Origin of the sequence: Pseudomonas sp. 1 R 17 (genome assembly GCF_900067035.1) — a bacterium.
Lineage (GTDB): Bacteria > Pseudomonadota > Gammaproteobacteria > Pseudomonadales > Pseudomonadaceae > Aquipseudomonas > Aquipseudomonas marginalis.
Map to the genome: position 1 here is coordinate 87869 of NZ_FKLB01000047.1, position 15353 is coordinate 103221.

15 protein-coding genes and 2 pseudogenes are annotated in these 15353 nt (G+C 61.6%); 9 read left to right on the top strand and 8 right to left on the bottom strand.

The features are described 5' to 3' along the window. Positions 1–34 precede the first annotated feature (34 nt). A complete protein-coding gene (gloB, locus tag BFP99_RS16670; RefSeq protein WP_065927916.1) occupies positions 35–802 on the bottom strand; it encodes a hydroxyacylglutathione hydrolase in 768 nt (255 codons plus the stop codon). Between the two features lie 65 nt (positions 803–867). Here gloB and BFP99_RS16675 point away from each other — a divergent pair, with 65 nt between their 5' ends. From BFP99_RS16675 to BFP99_RS16695, 5 genes are all read left to right on the top strand, one after another. Then, positions 868–1626 carry a class I SAM-dependent methyltransferase gene (locus BFP99_RS16675; protein ID WP_053134936.1) on the top strand — a complete coding sequence of 253 codons (759 nt, stop codon included), beginning with the start codon at positions 868–870 and terminating at the stop codon, positions 1624–1626. Between the two features lie 44 nt (positions 1627–1670). Further along, the gene (rnhA, locus tag BFP99_RS16680; RefSeq protein ID WP_003173571.1) at positions 1671–2123 is read left to right on the top strand and encodes a ribonuclease HI; all 453 of its coding nucleotides are present in this window, start codon (positions 1671–1673) and stop codon (positions 2121–2123) included. An 82-nt stretch (positions 2124–2205) separates the two neighbouring features. Further along, on the top strand, positions 2206–2946 hold the full coding sequence (gene dnaQ / locus BFP99_RS16685) for a DNA polymerase III subunit epsilon (protein ID WP_176718769.1): 741 nt from the start codon (positions 2206–2208) through the stop codon (positions 2944–2946). A 202-nt stretch (positions 2947–3148) separates the two neighbouring features. Next, positions 3149–5404 (top strand): Orn/Lys/Arg family decarboxylase, encoded by a 2256-nt coding sequence (locus tag BFP99_RS16690; RefSeq protein ID WP_065927914.1) that lies wholly within the window; start codon positions 3149–3151, stop codon positions 5402–5404. A gap of 20 nt (positions 5405–5424) precedes the next feature. Continuing rightward, a complete protein-coding gene (locus BFP99_RS16695) occupies positions 5425–5994 on the top strand; it encodes a GNAT family N-acetyltransferase (RefSeq protein WP_027606492.1) in 570 nt (189 codons plus the stop codon). On the opposite strand, the gene BFP99_RS16700 is transcribed toward BFP99_RS16695, so the two are convergent. Next, the gene (locus BFP99_RS16700; protein ID WP_065927913.1) at positions 5991–6884 is read right to left on the bottom strand and encodes a LysR substrate-binding domain-containing protein; all 894 of its coding nucleotides are present in this window, start codon (positions 6882–6884) and stop codon (positions 5991–5993) included. The two genes, BFP99_RS16695 and BFP99_RS16700, sit on opposite strands and share 4 nt — an antisense overlap. 181 nt (positions 6885–7065) lie before the next feature. On the opposite strand from BFP99_RS16700, the gene BFP99_RS16705 reads away from it, so the two are divergent. Beyond that, the gene (locus BFP99_RS16705; protein WP_065927912.1) at positions 7066–7410 is read left to right on the top strand and encodes a hypothetical protein; all 345 of its coding nucleotides are present in this window, start codon (positions 7066–7068) and stop codon (positions 7408–7410) included. A 63-nt stretch (positions 7411–7473) separates the two neighbouring features. Here the strand turns inward: BFP99_RS16705 and BFP99_RS16710 are convergent, their stop codons facing one another. After that, positions 7474–7710 (bottom strand): hypothetical protein, encoded by a 237-nt coding sequence (locus BFP99_RS16710; protein WP_065927911.1) that lies wholly within the window; start codon positions 7708–7710, stop codon positions 7474–7476. Positions 7711–7936: 226 nt separating this feature from the next. On the opposite strand from BFP99_RS16710, the gene BFP99_RS16715 reads away from it, so the two are divergent. Further along, positions 7937–8494 (top strand): NADPH-dependent FMN reductase, encoded by a 558-nt coding sequence (locus tag BFP99_RS16715; RefSeq protein ID WP_065947740.1) that lies wholly within the window; start codon positions 7937–7939, stop codon positions 8492–8494. A gap of 249 nt (positions 8495–8743) precedes the next feature. On the opposite strand, the gene poxB is transcribed toward BFP99_RS16715, so the two are convergent. Continuing rightward, on the bottom strand, positions 8744–10468 hold the full coding sequence (gene poxB / locus BFP99_RS16720) for a ubiquinone-dependent pyruvate dehydrogenase (protein ID WP_065947741.1): 1725 nt from the start codon (positions 10466–10468) through the stop codon (positions 8744–8746). A gap of 77 nt (positions 10469–10545) precedes the next feature. Then, positions 10546–10824, bottom strand: a pseudogene (locus BFP99_RS32200) (2,4-dienoyl-CoA reductase); the annotation flags it as partial. On the opposite strand from BFP99_RS32200, the pseudogene BFP99_RS32205 reads away from it, so the two are divergent. After that, positions 10817–10948, top strand: a pseudogene (locus tag BFP99_RS32205) (MerR family transcriptional regulator); the annotation flags it as partial. The pseudogenes BFP99_RS32200 and BFP99_RS32205 sit on opposite strands and share 8 nt — an antisense overlap. Positions 10949–11475: 527 nt before the next feature. On the opposite strand, the gene BFP99_RS16725 reads toward BFP99_RS32205, so the two are convergent. Both BFP99_RS16725 and BFP99_RS16730 read right to left on the bottom strand, forming a co-directional pair. After that, positions 11476–11970, bottom strand: coding sequence for a DUF934 domain-containing protein (locus BFP99_RS16725; protein WP_003235539.1), 495 nt, complete (start codon positions 11968–11970; stop codon positions 11476–11478). Then, on the bottom strand, positions 11954–13612 hold the full coding sequence (locus BFP99_RS16730; RefSeq protein ID WP_065947742.1) for a nitrite/sulfite reductase: 1659 nt from the start codon (positions 13610–13612) through the stop codon (positions 11954–11956). Before BFP99_RS16730 ends, BFP99_RS16725 begins: the two co-directional genes overlap by 17 nt. Positions 13613–14034: 422 nt before the next feature. Here BFP99_RS16730 and BFP99_RS16735 point away from each other — a divergent pair, with 422 nt between their 5' ends. After that, positions 14035–15102: an ABC transporter substrate-binding protein gene (locus tag BFP99_RS16735; RefSeq protein ID WP_065927909.1), complete on the top strand. Its 1068-nt coding sequence runs from the start codon at positions 14035–14037 to the stop codon at positions 15100–15102. On the opposite strand, the gene BFP99_RS16740 is transcribed toward BFP99_RS16735, so the two are convergent. Next, positions 15099–15317, bottom strand: coding sequence for a DUF2970 domain-containing protein (locus tag BFP99_RS16740; RefSeq protein WP_027606482.1), 219 nt, complete (start codon positions 15315–15317; stop codon positions 15099–15101). The genes BFP99_RS16735 and BFP99_RS16740 overlap by 4 nt on opposite strands. Positions 15318–15353: the final 36 nt, after the last annotated feature.

Sequence of the window (15353 nt, forward strand, 5' to 3'; positions counted from 1 at the left end):
ACCATTCAGAAATTACGTATCAGATTGCGTCCCTTTAGAACTTATCTTTCCACGCCCTCAAGCTAGCAAATACCTCGGCCCCAGAGCGGTTGTCGCGGCCATTCCGTTCGTCCGCTTTTTGTTTAACGGATGTTTCAGAGGTGCGCAGGAAGGGGTTGGTACGCTTTTCCAGGGCCAGGTTGGACGGCAGCGTCATCTCGCCCCGGGCCCGCAGCTGACGGACGTTTTCCACCCGTTCGGAGATGTCGGCATTCTGCGGTTCCACCGCCTGGGCAAACTTGAGGTTACTTTGTGTGTATTCGTGGGTGCAGTACACCAGGGTGTCGGCGGGCAGGGCGGCCAGGCGCTCGAGGGAGGTGTGCATCTGTTCCGGCGTGCCTTCGAACAGGCGGCCACAACCGGCGGCGAACAGGGTGTCGCCACAGAACAGCACGCCCTGGTGGTAGAAGGCGATATGGCCCAGGGTGTGGCCGGGCACGGCATAGACGTCGAAGTCCCAGCCCAGCACGCTGATGCGGTCGTTATCCCGCAGGGCGATGTCCCGCGCCGGGATCGTCTCGTTGGCCGGACCATACACCTTGGCGTCGCTCACACCCTTGAGTTGCTCGACACCGCCGACATGATCGTGGTGATGGTGGGTAATCAGGATGTCGCTGAGGGTCCACGTCGGGTTTTGCTCGAGCCAGGCCAGTACCGGCGCGGCATCGCCGGGATCGACCACGGCACACCGTTGGGTCTGCGGGTCCTGCAGCAACCAGATGTAGTTATCGGTGAAGGCGGGCAGGGCACTGATCTGTATCATTCTTCGATTCGCCAAGCTGAACACATTGGTGCATCTTAGAACGTCTAGGCGAGTTGGAGAATGCAATGACTGATAAAGCGTTCGCCCAGGCCGATCCTGAGTGGCTGGCCCTGATCGGCGCAGCCCGTGAATGGCTGTCCGGGCCCATCGGGCAATTTCTGCTGGATGAAGAACGGCGCATGCTCGAAGACGAGTTGGGTCGTTTCTTTGGCGGCTACCTGGTGCATTACGGTCCGTCGGCCCAGACCCCGCCCGCCGCGCCCCAGGTGCAACGCAACGTGCGCCTGGGCGCGCCGTTGCCGGGGGTGGAGATTGTCTGCGAAGAACAGGCCTGGCCATTGAGCGAGCACGCCGCCGATGTGGTGGTGTTGCAGCATGGCCTGGATTTCTGCCTGTCGCCCCACGGTCTGCTGCGTGAAGCGGCGAGCAGCGTGCGCCCTGGTGGCCATTTGCTGATTATCGGCATCAACCCTTGGAGCAGCTGGGGCCTGCGCCATGTGTTCGCCCATGATGGCCTGCGTCAGGCGCGCTGCATCTCGCCATCACGGGTCGGGGACTGGCTGAACCTGCTGGGCTTCGCGCTGGAGAAACGCCGCTTCGGGTGCTATCGTCCGCCGCTTGCCTCGGCCAAGTGGCAAGGCCGCCTGGCCGGTTGGGAACGCCGCGCGGGCGCCTGGCAACTGTCGGGTGGCGGCTTCTATTTATTGGTGGCGCGCAAGATCGTGGTCGGGTTGCGGCCGGTGCGCCAGGTGCTGCGCCAGCCCATGGGCAAACTGGTGCCGATGCCGATGGCCAAGGTCAACCGCAAGCAAAGCGAACCGTAGAACTTTTTTGATTTCAGACCTGCCCGTCTTGATGGATGTAACCGATGACCGATAGCGTAGAACTCTTCACCGATGGCGCCTGCAAGGGCAACCCCGGCCCCGGCGGCTGGGGCGCCTTGCTGGTGTGCAAGGGCGTAGAGAAGGAGTTGTGGGGCGGCGAAGCCAACACCACCAACAACCGCATGGAACTGATGGGCGCCATTCGCGGCCTGGAAGAACTCAAGCGCCGCTGCAACGTGCTGCTGGTCACCGACTCGCAATACGTGATGAAAGGCATCAACGAGTGGATGGTCAATTGGAAGAAGCGCGGCTGGAAGACCGCGGCCAAGGAGCCGGTCAAGAATGCCGACCTGTGGCAATTGCTCGATGAGCAATGCAACCGCCATGACATCACCTGGAAATGGGTGCGCGGGCACATCGGCCATCCGGGTAACGAGCGCGCCGACCAGCTTGCCAATAGAGGTGTGGACGAAGTGCGGGGCTACAAGCAGAGCTGACGCTGGTTGACGTGTTAACATCGCGCTCCTTGACTCACACCACACTGCACACCACACCGTTGAGAGCTGAACCCTGATGGCCATCCGATCTGTTGTACTCGATACCGAAACCACCGGCATGCCGGTGACCGACGGCCACCGGATCATTGAAATCGGCTGTGTCGAACTCATGGGTCGGCGCCTCACCGGTCGTCACTTCCACGTCTACCTGCAACCGGACCGCGACAGTGACGAAGGCGCCATCGGCGTCCACGGCATCACCGACGAGTTCCTCAAGGGCAAGCCGCGTTTCGCCGAAGTGGCCGATGAGTTCTTCGAATTCATCAACGGCGCCCAGTTGATCATCCATAACGCGGCGTTCGACGTCGGCTTCATCAATAACGAGTTTGCCCTGATGGGGCAGACGGATCGTGCGGATATTTCCAAGCACTGCTCGATCCTCGACACCTTGATGATGGCCCGTGAGCGTCACCCGGGCCAGCGCAACAGCCTCGATGCCTTGTGCAAACGTTATGGCGTCGACAACTCCGGCCGTGAACTCCACGGCGCCTTGCTCGACTCCGAGATTCTCGCCGACGTTTACCTGACCATGACCGGCGGGCAGACCAGCCTGTCCCTGGCCGGCAATGCCTCCGACGGCACTGGCTCGGCGGAAGGCTCGGGCAACCGCCCTTCGGAAATCCGCCGCCTGCCGGCCGATCGCAAGCCCACCACCATCATTCGCGCCAGCGAGCAGGATCTGGCCGAGCATGCGGCGCGGTTGGAGGCTATTGCGAAGTCGGCGGGGGCGCCGGCGTTGTGGACCCAGCTAACACAACAATAGCCCTGCGTAGGTATGATCAAAATGTGGGAGGGGGCCTGCCCCCGATAGCGGTGTATCAGCCAATCAAATATGAGCTGGCATACCGTCATCGGGAGCAAGCCCCCTCCCAGGGTTGACCTCCATTGCTTTCAGAATCTTCATTCGCGTCATCGTCCCCGAGCTTCTACCCTTGAGTGCATAGCCCTCAGGACTACACGCCCTCATGTACAAAGACCTGAAGTTCCCCGTGCTTATCGTGCACCGCGACATCAAGGCCGACACCGTTGCCGGCGACCGGGTTCGGGGCATCGCCCGGGAGTTGGAACAAGAGGGCTTCAGTATCTTTTCCGCCGTGGACTACGCCGAAGGCCGGCTGGTGGCGTCGACCCATCACGGCCTGGCGTGCATGCTGATCGCCGCCGAAGGCGCCGGTGAGAATACCCACCTGCTGCAAAACATGGTCGAGCTGATCCGCCTGGCCCGCCTGCGGGCGCCGAACCTGCCGATTTTTGCCCTGGGCGAGCAGGTCACCCTGGAAAACGCCCCGGCCGATGCCATGAGCGAACTCAACCAGCTGCGCGGCATTCTCTACCTGTTCGAAGACACCGTACCGTTTCTCGCCCGCCAGGTGGCCCGTGCTGCCCGCACATATTTGGATGGCCTGCTGCCGCCATTCTTCAAGGCGCTGGTGCAACACACCGCCGACTCCAACTATTCCTGGCACACCCCCGGCCATGGCGGTGGCGTGGCCTATCGCAAAAGTCCGGTGGGGCAGGCGTTTCATCAGTTCTTCGGGGAAAACACCCTGCGCTCGGACTTGTCGGTCTCGGTGCCCGAACTGGGCTCGCTGCTGGATCACACCGGGCCCCTGGCCGAAGCCGAAGCCCGCGCCGCGCGCAACTTCGGCGCCGACCATACCTTTTTCGTGATCAACGGCACGTCCACCGCCAACAAGATCGTCTGGCACTCCATGGTCGGGCGCGATGACCTGGTGCTGGTGGACCGCAACTGCCACAAGTCGGTGTTGCATTCGATCATCATGACCGGTGCCATCCCGCTGTACCTGTGCCCGGAGCGCAACGAATTGGGCATCATCGGTCCGATTCCCCTGAGCGAGTTCAGCCCGGAATCGATCCGCGCCAAGATCGACGCCAGCCCCTTGACCCGCGGCCGGCCCCCCAAGGTGAAGCTGGCCGTGGTCACCAACTCCACCTACGACGGCCTGTGCTACAACGCCGAGCTGATCAAGCAGCAATTGGGCAACAGTGTCGAGGTGCTGCACTTCGATGAAGCCTGGTACGCCTATGCGGCGTTCCACGAGTTCTTTGCCGGGCGCTACGGCATGGGCACCTCGCGTACCCCGGACAGCCCGCTGGTGTTCACCACCCACTCCACCCACAAGCTGCTGGCGGCGTTCAGCCAGGCCTCGATGATCCATGTGCAGGACGGCGGCGCGCGTCAACTGGACCGCGACCGTTTCAATGAAGCCTTCATGATGCACATCTCCACTTCGCCGCAGTACAGCATCATTGCTTCGCTGGACGTCGCCTCGGCGATGATGGAAGGCCCGGCCGGGCGCTCGCTGCTGCAGGAAATGTTCGACGAGGCCCTGAGTTTTCGCCGCGCCCTGGCCAACCTGCGCCAGCATATCGCCGCCGAAGATTGGTGGTTCTCCATCTGGCAGCCGCCGTCGGTGGCGGGCATCGACCGCGTCGCCACGGAGGATTGGCTGTTGCAGCCGCAGGATGACTGGCACGGCTTTGGTGACGTGGCCGAAGACTACGTGCTGCTGGACCCGATCAAAGTGACCCTGGTGATGCCCGGCCTCACGGCCGGCGGTGCCTTGAGCGAGCATGGGATTCCCGCCGCGGTGGTCAGCAAATTCCTCTGGGAGCGTGGGCTGGTGGTGGAAAAGACCGGGCTGTATTCGTTCCTCGTGTTGTTTTCCATGGGCATCACCAAGGGCAAATGGAGTACCTTGCTCACCGAGTTGCTGGAGTTCAAGCGCAGTTACGACGCGAATGTCAGCCTCGTCAGTTGTTTGCCATCGGTGTTTGCCCAGGGCCCGGCGCGCTATCAGGGCCTGGGTTTGCGCGACCTGTGCGATCAATTGCACGGCTGTTACCGCAGCAACGCCACCGCCAGGCACCTCAAGCGCATGTACACGGTGTTGCCGGAAATCGCGATGAAACCCGCCGACGCCTATGACCAATTGGTAAGGGGCGAAGTGGAGGCCGTGTCCATTGATGCCTTGCCAGGACGCATTGCAGCCGTGATGCTGGTGCCTTATCCGCCGGGCATTCCGTTGATCATGCCGGGCGAGCGCTTTACCGAGTCGACCCGCTCGATCATCGACTACCTGGCGTTTGCCCGGACGTTCGATAGCAGTTTCCCCGGTTTTGTTGCCGATGTTCACGGGTTACAACACGAAGATGACGGCAGTGGTCGTTGTTACACCGTCGATTGCATCAAGGGTTAAGGATGTTTATGCAAGCTGTAATGAACCCGAAGTATCCAGGGCTCAGTGTGCGGGTCGCCGACGAGGGCTTCGACGCCTACGTGTGGGGCAATGATTTCAGCTTTGAGGTCAGTGCCTATGGCGTGCCGGAGATGGGCAGGCGGGTCGATCAATGGCCCGTGGAGCGCATCGTGCCGTACCGCAAGTGCTATGGCATCGACCCGGAAGAATTCGCCAGTTTTCGCGATGCGCCGGACAGTGCGATCTTCATGGCCTACCTGGATGATCGTGCGGTCGGGCATATCGTGGTCAGCACCAATTGGAACGGCTTTGCCCACGTTGACGAGCTGGCGGTGGCCTTGCCTGCCCGTCGGCACGGGGTGGCCAAGGCGCTGCTGGATGTGGCGCAGTTCTGGAGCCGCAAGAAAAACCTGCCGGGCATGATGCTGGAAACCCAGAACAACAACTTGGGTGCCTGCCGTCTGTATGAGCGTTGCGGCTACGTGATGGGCGGGATCGATCACCTGCGCTATCGCGGCATCGACCCGCAAACCCGTGAAGTGGCGATTTTCTGGTATCGATTGTTCAAGACCGACGCCGAGCGGCGTTAACTTTCCAGCAGGCCCTGGGCCTTTTGCGTGACGATCTCCAGCAACGCATTCAGCGCAGGCGAGGTCACGCCATCCTTGAGTGTCAGCGCATATAGGCTGACCAGGATCGGCGGCGATACCGGGCATGTATCCAAACCCGCCTCACGCGCGCCAAACGCGGTGAATGGGTCGACTATCGCCAGGCCTTCGCCGGCTTCCACCATGCTGCGCATCATCTGGTAGGTCTGCACCCGTGTCTGCACCACCGGCAGCGGGCGCAGGGCTTGCAGCTTGGCGTCCAGCAGGCGGCTGAGCGGGTCGTGTCCTTCGAGCCCGATCATCGCTTGCCCGGCCAGGTCCTGCAGCGCAATGTACTTCTGCTTGGGCTTGAGCCAGCCGTGGGGCGCCAGCAATTGCAATTTGCCTTGGGCCAGCACCGTGCTGTGGATTTGCGGATGTTCCGGGTCATGCAGGCTCAGGCCCACCTCGGCCTCGTGCAGCAGCAGGCTGCGCACGATTTCCCGGGTTGGCTGGCTCGACAGGTTGCACGGCGTGTCCTGGAAGCGTCGGCGCAGCAGCGCGATGCTCTGGGGCAGCAGTTGATTGGCCAGGGGCGGCGTGCACAAGGCGCGCAGGGTGGGGGCGTGATGGTGTTTCAAGCGGCTGGCCAGGCGTTGCACCGGTTCCAGGGCTTCGTACACATGGGCTATTTCTGCCTGCAACTCCAGGGTTTCCCGTGTCGCCTGCAAACGCCCGCGCACACTGGCAAACAGCATGAAGCCCAATTGCCGCTCGGCCTCCTTGAGTGCCGCGTCTACATCGCCCACGGGAAGTTGCAACCATTCGGCGGCGGTGCCGAGGTGTCCGGTCTGCAGGATGGCCTGAATCACTTCGATATGACGTAAACGCATGGCCGGAGTCTATGTGCAGCGCTGTGGGGATTCAATGGTGCATGCCGTCGTGCGCAAAAAAGACGGTGTGGGTCGCGTATGTCGCTGGCGTTCAGCCAGGACCTCACTAGAATGGCGAGTCTGATCATCAACGACCAATGCCGATTACCGGCACATACAACAAAAACAGGTCTGGTCTCCTATGCCTCTGCCCTCGACAGTTCTCGGGGTAACGGTCAAGCAACTGCTGGTCCTGGTGACCGTAGGGTGCGTGGCTGCTTATCTCTTCAGCAATCACGATGAATCAGCTCCGGAAAACCTCACGCTTGAGGCATTTATCCGTGCCCAGGAGCCAGTCGCCGCGCAGGTCGGCACGGTGCTGGGCATGACGCAGGTCAAGCAGGTGGTGGCGTATCCGGGGTACAACTCGCCGGGCTACAGGCGGGTGATGTACGCGGTGGAAGGCGAGCGGGGCCGGTTGATGGTGACGCTCAAGCAAGTGGACGGTGAGTCGGGGCTTGAAGTGACGGAAATTCGCAGCCCGTGACCGCCCGGCCCAGTCGATGCCGTCAATGGCCGGGACTGAGCAGGTACGCCTGGGCGATCAAGCTTATGAGGCGAGGACGGTCTGCGATTCGCGGACGATAATGGTCCCCGACTGAATCAGCTTGAACTCATCGCCTTCGAGTTTTTCTACCCGGTCGCCAATGGCCAGCTTGTAGGTGGTGGTGGGTGCCGAGCCAGCCAGGTCGCCTTGCGCCGGGTTGGATTCCTGGAACTCATGCACCGAATACACGCGTCCTTCTGCGTCTCTGGCATGAAACTGTCCGACTAGTACTGCTGCCATCTGTTTAGAACCTCTGGAGATAAACACTCAATTCGCGGTGCTGTAGACCGTCATAAAGAGGGGGAGTTTACCTATTGAAAAAAAATACTATTCGCTGACATTTTCAGACGGTTCCTACGCATCAAATCGCGGGCCAAACGTCTGGAGGATTATCAAAACCTTCTGGTGAACGCACTGCGAAGCCTTTATAACTACAAGCTCCCTTAGTCAGACGTCGAGAAACCCAATGAGCAAGGTCTACACGATTGCCGTCCTGGTTGGCAGCCTGAGAAAAGACTCGATCAACCGCAAGGTCGCCCTGGCACTGGCCGAAATGGCCCCCGCCAACCTGAAGTTGAACATTGTGGAAATTGGCGATTTGCCGCTCTACAACGAGGACATCGACGGGGCATCGCCGCCCGCAGCCTACAGTACTTTCCGTCGGCAGGTACGTTCATCCGACGCGGTGTTGTTTGTGACACCGGAGTACAACCGCTCCGTACCCGCGCCGTTGAAGAATGCGATTGACGTCGGCTCCCGTCCTTATGGCCAAAGCGCCTGGAGCGGCAAGCCGGGGGCGATCATCAGCGTATCCCCGGGCGCCGTTGGCGGTTTTGGCGCCAACCACCATCTGCGCCAGTCCCTGGTGTTCCTCGATGTGCCATGCATGCAGCAGCCGGAAGCCTACCTGGGCGGAGCGGGCAGCGTGTTCGATGACGCCGGCAAGGTGTCGGAAAAGACCAGGCCGTTCCTGCAGGCATTTATTGACGCCTACGGCAAATGGGTAGAAAAACAGACAGCTTGAATCTGCGCCATTGTCCACTGTGGGAGGGGCAAGCCCTGACGCCAGTCAGTTAAGGATGAACACTGTAACTGTGGTGAGCGGGCTTGCCCCGCGCTGGGCTGCGCAGCAGCCCCAATAAGAGCGCTGCAGTGTGCCAGGCAGGTCCGGGGCTGTGTTTTGGGGCTGCTGCGCAGCCCAGCGCGGGGCAAGCCCGCTCACTACAGGTTTAACTGACTGGATTTAGGGCGTGCCCCCTCCCTCAGTGTTGGATCAGCGCAACCAGTTAGTCCGCGCCAACTCGATCACTTCATCTCCACGCCCACTCATCACCGCCTTGAGCATGTACAGGCTGAAGCCCTTGGCCTGTTCCAGCTTGATGCTCGGCGGCATCACCAGTTCCTGGGTGGCCGTCACCACATCCACCAGCACCGGGCCATCATGGGCCAGGGCGCGGCGCAGGGCCGGTTCCAGGTCTTCGGATTGCTCCACGCGAATGCCGAGGATGCCCATGGCGTTGGACATGGCGGCGAAGTCCGGGTTTTTCAGCTCGGTGCCGGCATCCAGATAACCTGCGGCCTTCATTTCCATGGCGACAAAGCCCAGGGACGAGTTATCGAACACGATCACTTTTACGGGCAATTTCAGCTGCGCCAGTGAAATGAAATCCCCCATCAGCATGGCAAACCCGCCGTCGCCGGACATCGAGATCACCTGGCGCCCAGGAAAGGCTGCCTGCGCACCGATCGCCTGGGGCATGGCATTGGCCATGGAGCCGTGGTTGAACGAGCCGATCAGGCGACGCTTGCCGTTCATCTTCAGGTAGCGCGCCGCCCACACCGTCGGCGAGCCCACGTCGGCTGTGAAGATTGCATCGTCGTCCGCCAGTTCGCTGAGCAAACGCGCCACGTACTGCGGGTGGATCGGCCGGTTGGCCTTTGACGGTTGCGCCAGGTCGTCCAGGCCTTGGCGGGCTTTTTCGTAGTGCTTCAGCGAGGTCTCGAGGAAGCTGCGGTCGGTCTTGCGGGTCAGGCGCGGCAGCAGCGCGTCGAGGGTCTCGCTCACATCGGCAGCGATGCCCAGGTCCAGCGTGGCGCGACGGCCCAGAGCCTGCGGGTTGCGGTCGACCTGGATGATTTTGGCATCGGCGGGGTAGAACTGGCGGTACGGAAAGTCAGTGCCGAGCATGATCAGCGTGTCGCAGTCGAGCATGGCGTGGTAGCCGGAGCTGAAGCCGATCAGCCCGGTCATGCCCACATCGAATGGGTTGTCCCATTCCACATGCTCCTTGCCGCGCAGGGCGTGCACCACCGGTGCCCCCAGCGTGTCGGCCAGGGCCACCACTTGATCGTGGGCACCGGCGCAGCCACTGCCGCACAGCAGGGTGACTTTCTCGCTGCTTTCAAGGATCTCGGTCAGGCGCTGCAGGTCCTGTTCCGCCGGCAGGGTGCGCGGTGCGTGCAGGGCCGGCCAGGGCTTGAGCTTGTCTTCGACTTCCAGCAACGATACGTCCCCCGGAATCACCACCACCGCCACGCCGCGGTTGAGGACCGCCGAACGCATGGCACGGTGCAGCACGTGCGGCATCTGTTCGGGGTTGGTGACCAGCTCGATAAAGTGGCTGCACTCCTTGAACAGTTCCTGGGGATGGGTCTCCTGGAAGTAGTTCAGGCCGATCTCGGAGGAGGGGATTTGTGCGGCAATCGCCAGCACCGGCACATGGTTGCGATGGCAATCGAACAGGCCATTGATCAAGTGCAGGTTGCCCGGCCCGCAGCTGCCGGCGCACACCGTCAGTTCACCCGTGGCCGCCGCTTCGGCACCGGCGGCGAAGGCGGCGACTTCTTCGTGGCGCACGTGCATCCACTCGATGCTGTCCATGGTGCGCAGGGCGTCGGTGAGGCCGTTGAGGCTGTCGCCGGTCAGGCCCCAGATGCGCTTGATCCCCGCCTGTTCAAGGGTGGTCGCCAATTGCTGGGCCAGGTTGATTTTCGCCATGAAGAACTCCAATCGTCAGTGAGGTTAAAAGCGGCTGATCAATAGGGGACAGTTCGATCACGGCGAATGCTCCGCCTTTAATGTGAAGATTGCGTCATGGTTGCGCGGTATTGCCGGGTGCGCCGGGCGATAAACCACTGGTCGCGCACCAGCGCCAGCCACGGTGCTACCTTGGCATCGGGCAAGCGGCCGCGGCTCAGGCGGCGCATCTGGTCACGCACCACGGCCAGGGTCGCGAGAGCGGCCAAGGGTTTGCGCTGCCAACTGATCGGTTTGAGTTGCGGGTTGAGGTCGCGCCCCTCGTGCCAGTGTTTGATCAGTTGCGGTTCCAGGGTGAGGGCGGTGGCAATGCAGGCGCAGTTGGCTCATAGCAAGGCGCAGTTGCTGGGCGTGATCGAGGCGGTCCGGGCGCAGCCGGAAGGCGTGCCGTGCTCCATGGGGCAGAAGCAGGTGCTGGCATCGATTAAGATCGGTGCCTGAAAAAGCTTCGATGAGCATAGGTATCTACACAACGTAGCAGCCAACGCTAACCACGATGCGAAGCGAGCCGCCCTTGATCTTGCTTTAGATCTTGATCTTGATCTCAGGCGCCCCGTTAAACCACGCTGGCCGGAATTCGATAGTGATTTGGGGGGTAAACCGGCAGGGATGCCGGTTTAGCCGCCCCGCGCCATGGATGGCGCGTGGCGGCGGCCCCCCAAATCGCTGTCGGATTACGGGCACACCGAGCCTGGGCGAGGTGCCGAGTGGTGGGGCGAAGCGTTTTTGGTGGACTTTTGGCGCTCTTCCAAAAGTGACCCGCTGTAAGAGCGGAACCCTAAGTAGCCGTTGCCGCAGCAACGGATATGTACTCATTCCAACCCAAGCACATGGTCGGCCCAGAGGCCGCCATCGGGGGCAAGTCGAATCGTCGCACCGCCCCTCCCACATTTAGCGCGGGGCATCAGTTAGAGAGTCGTCAGCTCCCGAGCCGTCACGGGAGCAACCCCCCACCCCACATTTGATACTCAGCGACGACGGAACAGCGGCAGCGGTTCATCCGTTGCTGCCTGGTACGTCACCGAGAAGTCCTTGAGGCTTTCCAGCGCCTCGTACGGGTCTTTGTCGGCGCGCAAGGCGAAGGCATCGAACCCGCAACGGCGCAGGTAGAACAGCTGGTCGCGCAGCACGTCGCCAATGGCCCGCAGCTCGCCTTTGTAACCGTAGCGGTCACGCAGCAAGCGTGCGTTGGAATAGTTGCGACCGTCGGTGAAGGCCGGGAAGTTCAGGGCAATGACCTGGAAGTGTTCCACGTCAGCGCCGATCTCTTCGGCTTCTTCATCGGCGTCCAGCCACACACCCAGGCCGCCGTCGCGAGCCTTGAGGGCGTGGCCATGTTCGCGCCACAGCGCCAGCGGCACGATCAGGTCGTCGCAGTTGGAAATGCCGTCGAAGCTCGCGTCCTTGGGCAAAAGGTGCCAGGTTTCGTCGAGGACTTCGTTGTTCTTAATGATTCGCTGCATAGACGCGCTCCTTGAACAGGTCAATGCCGATGCGCTGGTAGGTGTCGATGAAACGCTCATCTTCGGTGCGCTGTTCGATGTACACGTCGATCAGCTTGCCGATCACCTCGGGCATGGCTTCCTGGGCGAAGGACGGGCCGAGGATCTTGCCCAGGCTCGCATCGCGGCTGGCGCTGCCACCCAGGGACACTTGGTAGAATTCTTCGCCTTTCTTGTCCACGCCCAGGATGCCGATATGGCCGACGTGGTGGTGACCACAGGCGTTCATGCAACCGGAGATGTTCAGGTCCAGCTCGCCGATGTCGAACAGGTAGTCCAGGTCGTCGAAACGGCGCTGGATCGATTCGGCAATCGGGATCGACTTGGCGTTGGCCAGGGAGCAGAAATCGCCGCCCGGGCAGCAGATGATGTCGGTCAACAGGCCGATGTTCGGCGTGGCGAAACCGCCTTCGCGCAGTTCGCCCCACAGGGTGAACAGTTGGCTCTGCTCAACGTCCGCGAGGATGATGTTCTGCTCGTGGGAGGTGCGCAGTTGGCCAAAGCTGTAGCGCTCGGCCAGGTCGGCGACGGCGTCCAGCTGCTTGTCGGTGATGTCGCCCGGTGCCACACCGGTCGGTTTCAGCGACAGGGTCACCGCCACATAGCCCGGCTTTTTGTGCGCCAGGGTGTTGCGGGTGCGCCAGCGGGCAAAGCCCGGGTGCTGCAGGTCGAGCGCTGCGAGCTCGGCATCCTGATTGCCCAGGGCCTTGTACTCGGGATCGACGAAGTGCTTGGCCACACGGTGCACTTCGGCTTCGGTCAGGGTGGTCTGGCCGCCGCGCAGGTGCTCCATCTCGGCATCGACTTTCTGGGCGAACACCTCAGGGGTCAATGCCTTGACGAGGATCTTGATCCGCGCCTTGTATTTGTTGTCGCGACGGCCGTAGCGGTTGTAGACCCGCAGGATGGCGTCGAGGTAGCTCAACAGGTCCTGCCACGGCAGGAACTCGTTGATGAACGCACCGACCACCGGGGTACGGCCCAGGCCGCCACCCACCAGGACACGGAAACCCAGCTCGCCAGCCGCGTTGTACACCGGCTCCAGGCCGATATCGTGTACTTCGATGGCGGCACGGTCCGAGGTCGAGCCATTGATGGCGATCTTGAACTTGCGTGGCAGGTAGGCGAATTCGGGGTGGAAGGTGGTCCACTGGCGGACGATTTCACACCACGGGCGTGGGTCGATCAGCTCGTCGGCGGCAACCCCGGCGAATTGGTCGGTGGTCACGTTGCGCAGGCAGTTACCACTGGTCTGAATGGCGTGCATCTGCACGGTGGCCAGTTCAGCCAGGATGTCCGGCACATCTTCCAGGGCCGGCCAGTTGAACTGCACGTTCTGGCGGGTACTGATGTGGGCATAGCCTTTGTCGAAGTCGCGGGCAATCCTGGCCATCATGCGGGTCTGGCGCGAAGTCAGTTGGCCATAAGGCACGGCCACCCGCAGCATCGGCGCAAAGCGCTGGACATAAAGGCCATTTTGCAGGCGCAGAGGGCGGAACTCTTCTTCGCTCAGTTCACCTGCTAGGTAGCGTCGGGTCTGATCACGGAACTGCTTGACGCGGTCCTCGATGATGCGCTGATCGTATTCGTCGTATACGTACATATAGGTCCTGTTCTCGGCAAATCTGCGCGCACGGCCGCGCACTCCCAACGGAGCCGGCGCACGATACCAGTTTGCGTTTATGCGCAAAAGTGATGTTTGAGTATATGCACATAACCAAAATGACTAATGAGAAAGGTTATCGCGATACCCACATTTGTCATGCGGGCAATCGTGAACTTTACTGTGATCGTGTTTGAGTGCAATCACCTATAAAACCGACAAGAGGCGATGCAATGAGCAATCCGACCAAAGCCCGTAAACCTGACAGTACCGTTGATGCCTGGGCCATTCTGTTCCTGATCATTCTGGTGGTGGGAACGGCCGTTTTCTGGGTCAGCCACCAATAAAGGACGTTGATTGAGCCTCGATTGGTTCAGGCATTGCCACTATCATGGCGGCCTATTTTCGAGGCTCAAGCATCCATGTTGAAGGTGTTGATTACGTGTGTCTGGTTGCTGGGATCGACGTATGGGGTGATGGCTCATGCAACGTCGGTGGTGTTTCTCAACCCGGGCATGTCGACGGAAACCTTCTGGGTCAGCTACGCGCAATTCATGCAGGCCGCCGCCAAGGACCTCGGCCTGGACTTGCGCGTGCGTTATGGCGAGCGTGATGCCGGCAACACGCTGGCTCAGGCGCGAGAGGTGCTGCAAGGCAGCCAGCGGCCCGATTACCTGGTGCTGGTGAATGAGCAGTACGTTGCACCGCAGATCCTGCGCATGGCCGAGGGCAGTGGCGTCAAGCTGCTGCTGGTGAACAGCGCGCTGACATCCGATCAGGCGCAATTGCTGGGAACCCGCCGTGGCATCCGTTTGATCGGCAGCCTGGTGGCTGACGATGAACAGGCTGGCTACCTGATGCTCCGTGATCTGTTGCGCCAGCACGGTCCGGTTGCGCCGGGCGAGCCCCTCGACCTGTTGGCGTTTTCCGGGACCAAGTCCACCCCGGGGGCGCAATTGCGTGAGCGCGGCATGCGTCGGGCGCTGGCCGAGCATCCCGAGGTGCGCCTGCGTCAGTTGGTCTACGGCGAATGGAACCGCGAACGCGCCTTCGAACAAGCGACGCAACTGTTCAAGCGCTACCCGCAGACGGCGCTGGTGTGGTCGGCCAACGATCAGATGGCGCTGGGCGCCATGCAGGCGCTGCAGGGCAGTGGGCGGTTACCGGGCAGGGACGTGCTGTTCAGCGCGGTCAACAGCTCGCCGGAGATCCTGCAGGCACGCCTGGATGGACGCTTGTCGTCCCTGGTCGCCGGGCATTTCACCGTGGGCGGCTGGGCCATGGTGTTGGTCCATGACGATGCCAAGGGCCTGGACATTGGCGCCTATGGCGGACGCGACCGGCAGTTGGCGCTATTCCAATTGATCGATGCCGGCCAGGCGCGGCGCTTGTTGGGGCCGACACCGTCGGTGAATTTCCGCGCGTTGTCCGCCCAGGACAAGCCCGTGTCCTATCGTTACCCGTTCAGCCTGCACCTGCTGCTGCGCTAGACGCCGGCGAGGTGCAGCACCAGTTTGACGATGCCGAACAGCGTCAAGGCGAATACTGCTGTGAACAGAATGCCCAGGATCACGAAGTGGCTGGGCTTGCCGTGGGTGAAGTCGCGGGCGCGATTCTTGCCGCTCTGCACGCCAAACGCAGCGGCCATGACGCTGTGGAGCATCTGCCAGAAGGTCGGCGGCTTGTTGTTGACTGGATCGTCCATACGTCCCTCGACACAAGGTGTGTGAGGGACAGCATA

Bases quoted from the DNA above. Each gene is read 5' to 3' on its own strand.
- gloB (WP_065927916.1), bottom strand. From the start codon at position 802: ATGATACAGATCAGTGCCCTGCCCGCCTTCACCGATAACTACATCTGG.
- BFP99_RS16675 (WP_053134936.1), top strand. From the start codon at position 868: ATGACTGATAAAGCGTTCGCCCAGGCCGATCCTGAGTGGCTGGCCCTG.
- rnhA (WP_003173571.1), top strand. From the start codon at position 1,671: ATGACCGATAGCGTAGAACTCTTCACCGATGGCGCCTGCAAGGGCAAC.
- BFP99_RS16690 (WP_065927914.1), top strand. From the start codon at position 3,149: ATGTACAAAGACCTGAAGTTCCCCGTGCTTATCGTGCACCGCGACATC.
- BFP99_RS16695 (WP_027606492.1), top strand. From the start codon at position 5,425: ATGAACCCGAAGTATCCAGGGCTCAGTGTGCGGGTCGCCGACGAGGGC.
- BFP99_RS16700 (WP_065927913.1), bottom strand. From the start codon at position 6,884: ATGCGTTTACGTCATATCGAAGTGATTCAGGCCATCCTGCAGACCGGA.
- BFP99_RS16705 (WP_065927912.1), top strand. From the start codon at position 7,066: ATGCCTCTGCCCTCGACAGTTCTCGGGGTAACGGTCAAGCAACTGCTG.
- BFP99_RS16710 (WP_065927911.1), bottom strand. From the start codon at position 7,710: ATGGCAGCAGTACTAGTCGGACAGTTTCATGCCAGAGACGCAGAAGGA.
- BFP99_RS16715 (WP_065947740.1), top strand. From the start codon at position 7,937: ATGAGCAAGGTCTACACGATTGCCGTCCTGGTTGGCAGCCTGAGAAAA.
- poxB (WP_065947741.1), bottom strand. From the start codon at position 10,468: ATGGCGAAAATCAACCTGGCCCAGCAATTGGCGACCACCCTTGAACAG.
- BFP99_RS16725 (WP_003235539.1), bottom strand. From the start codon at position 11,970: ATGCAGCGAATCATTAAGAACAACGAAGTCCTCGACGAAACCTGGCAC.
- BFP99_RS16730 (WP_065947742.1), bottom strand. From the start codon at position 13,612: ATGTACGTATACGACGAATACGATCAGCGCATCATCGAGGACCGCGTC.
- BFP99_RS16735 (WP_065927909.1), top strand. From the start codon at position 14,035: ATGTTGAAGGTGTTGATTACGTGTGTCTGGTTGCTGGGATCGACGTAT.
- BFP99_RS16740 (WP_027606482.1), bottom strand. From the start codon at position 15,317: ATGGACGATCCAGTCAACAACAAGCCGCCGACCTTCTGGCAGATGCTC.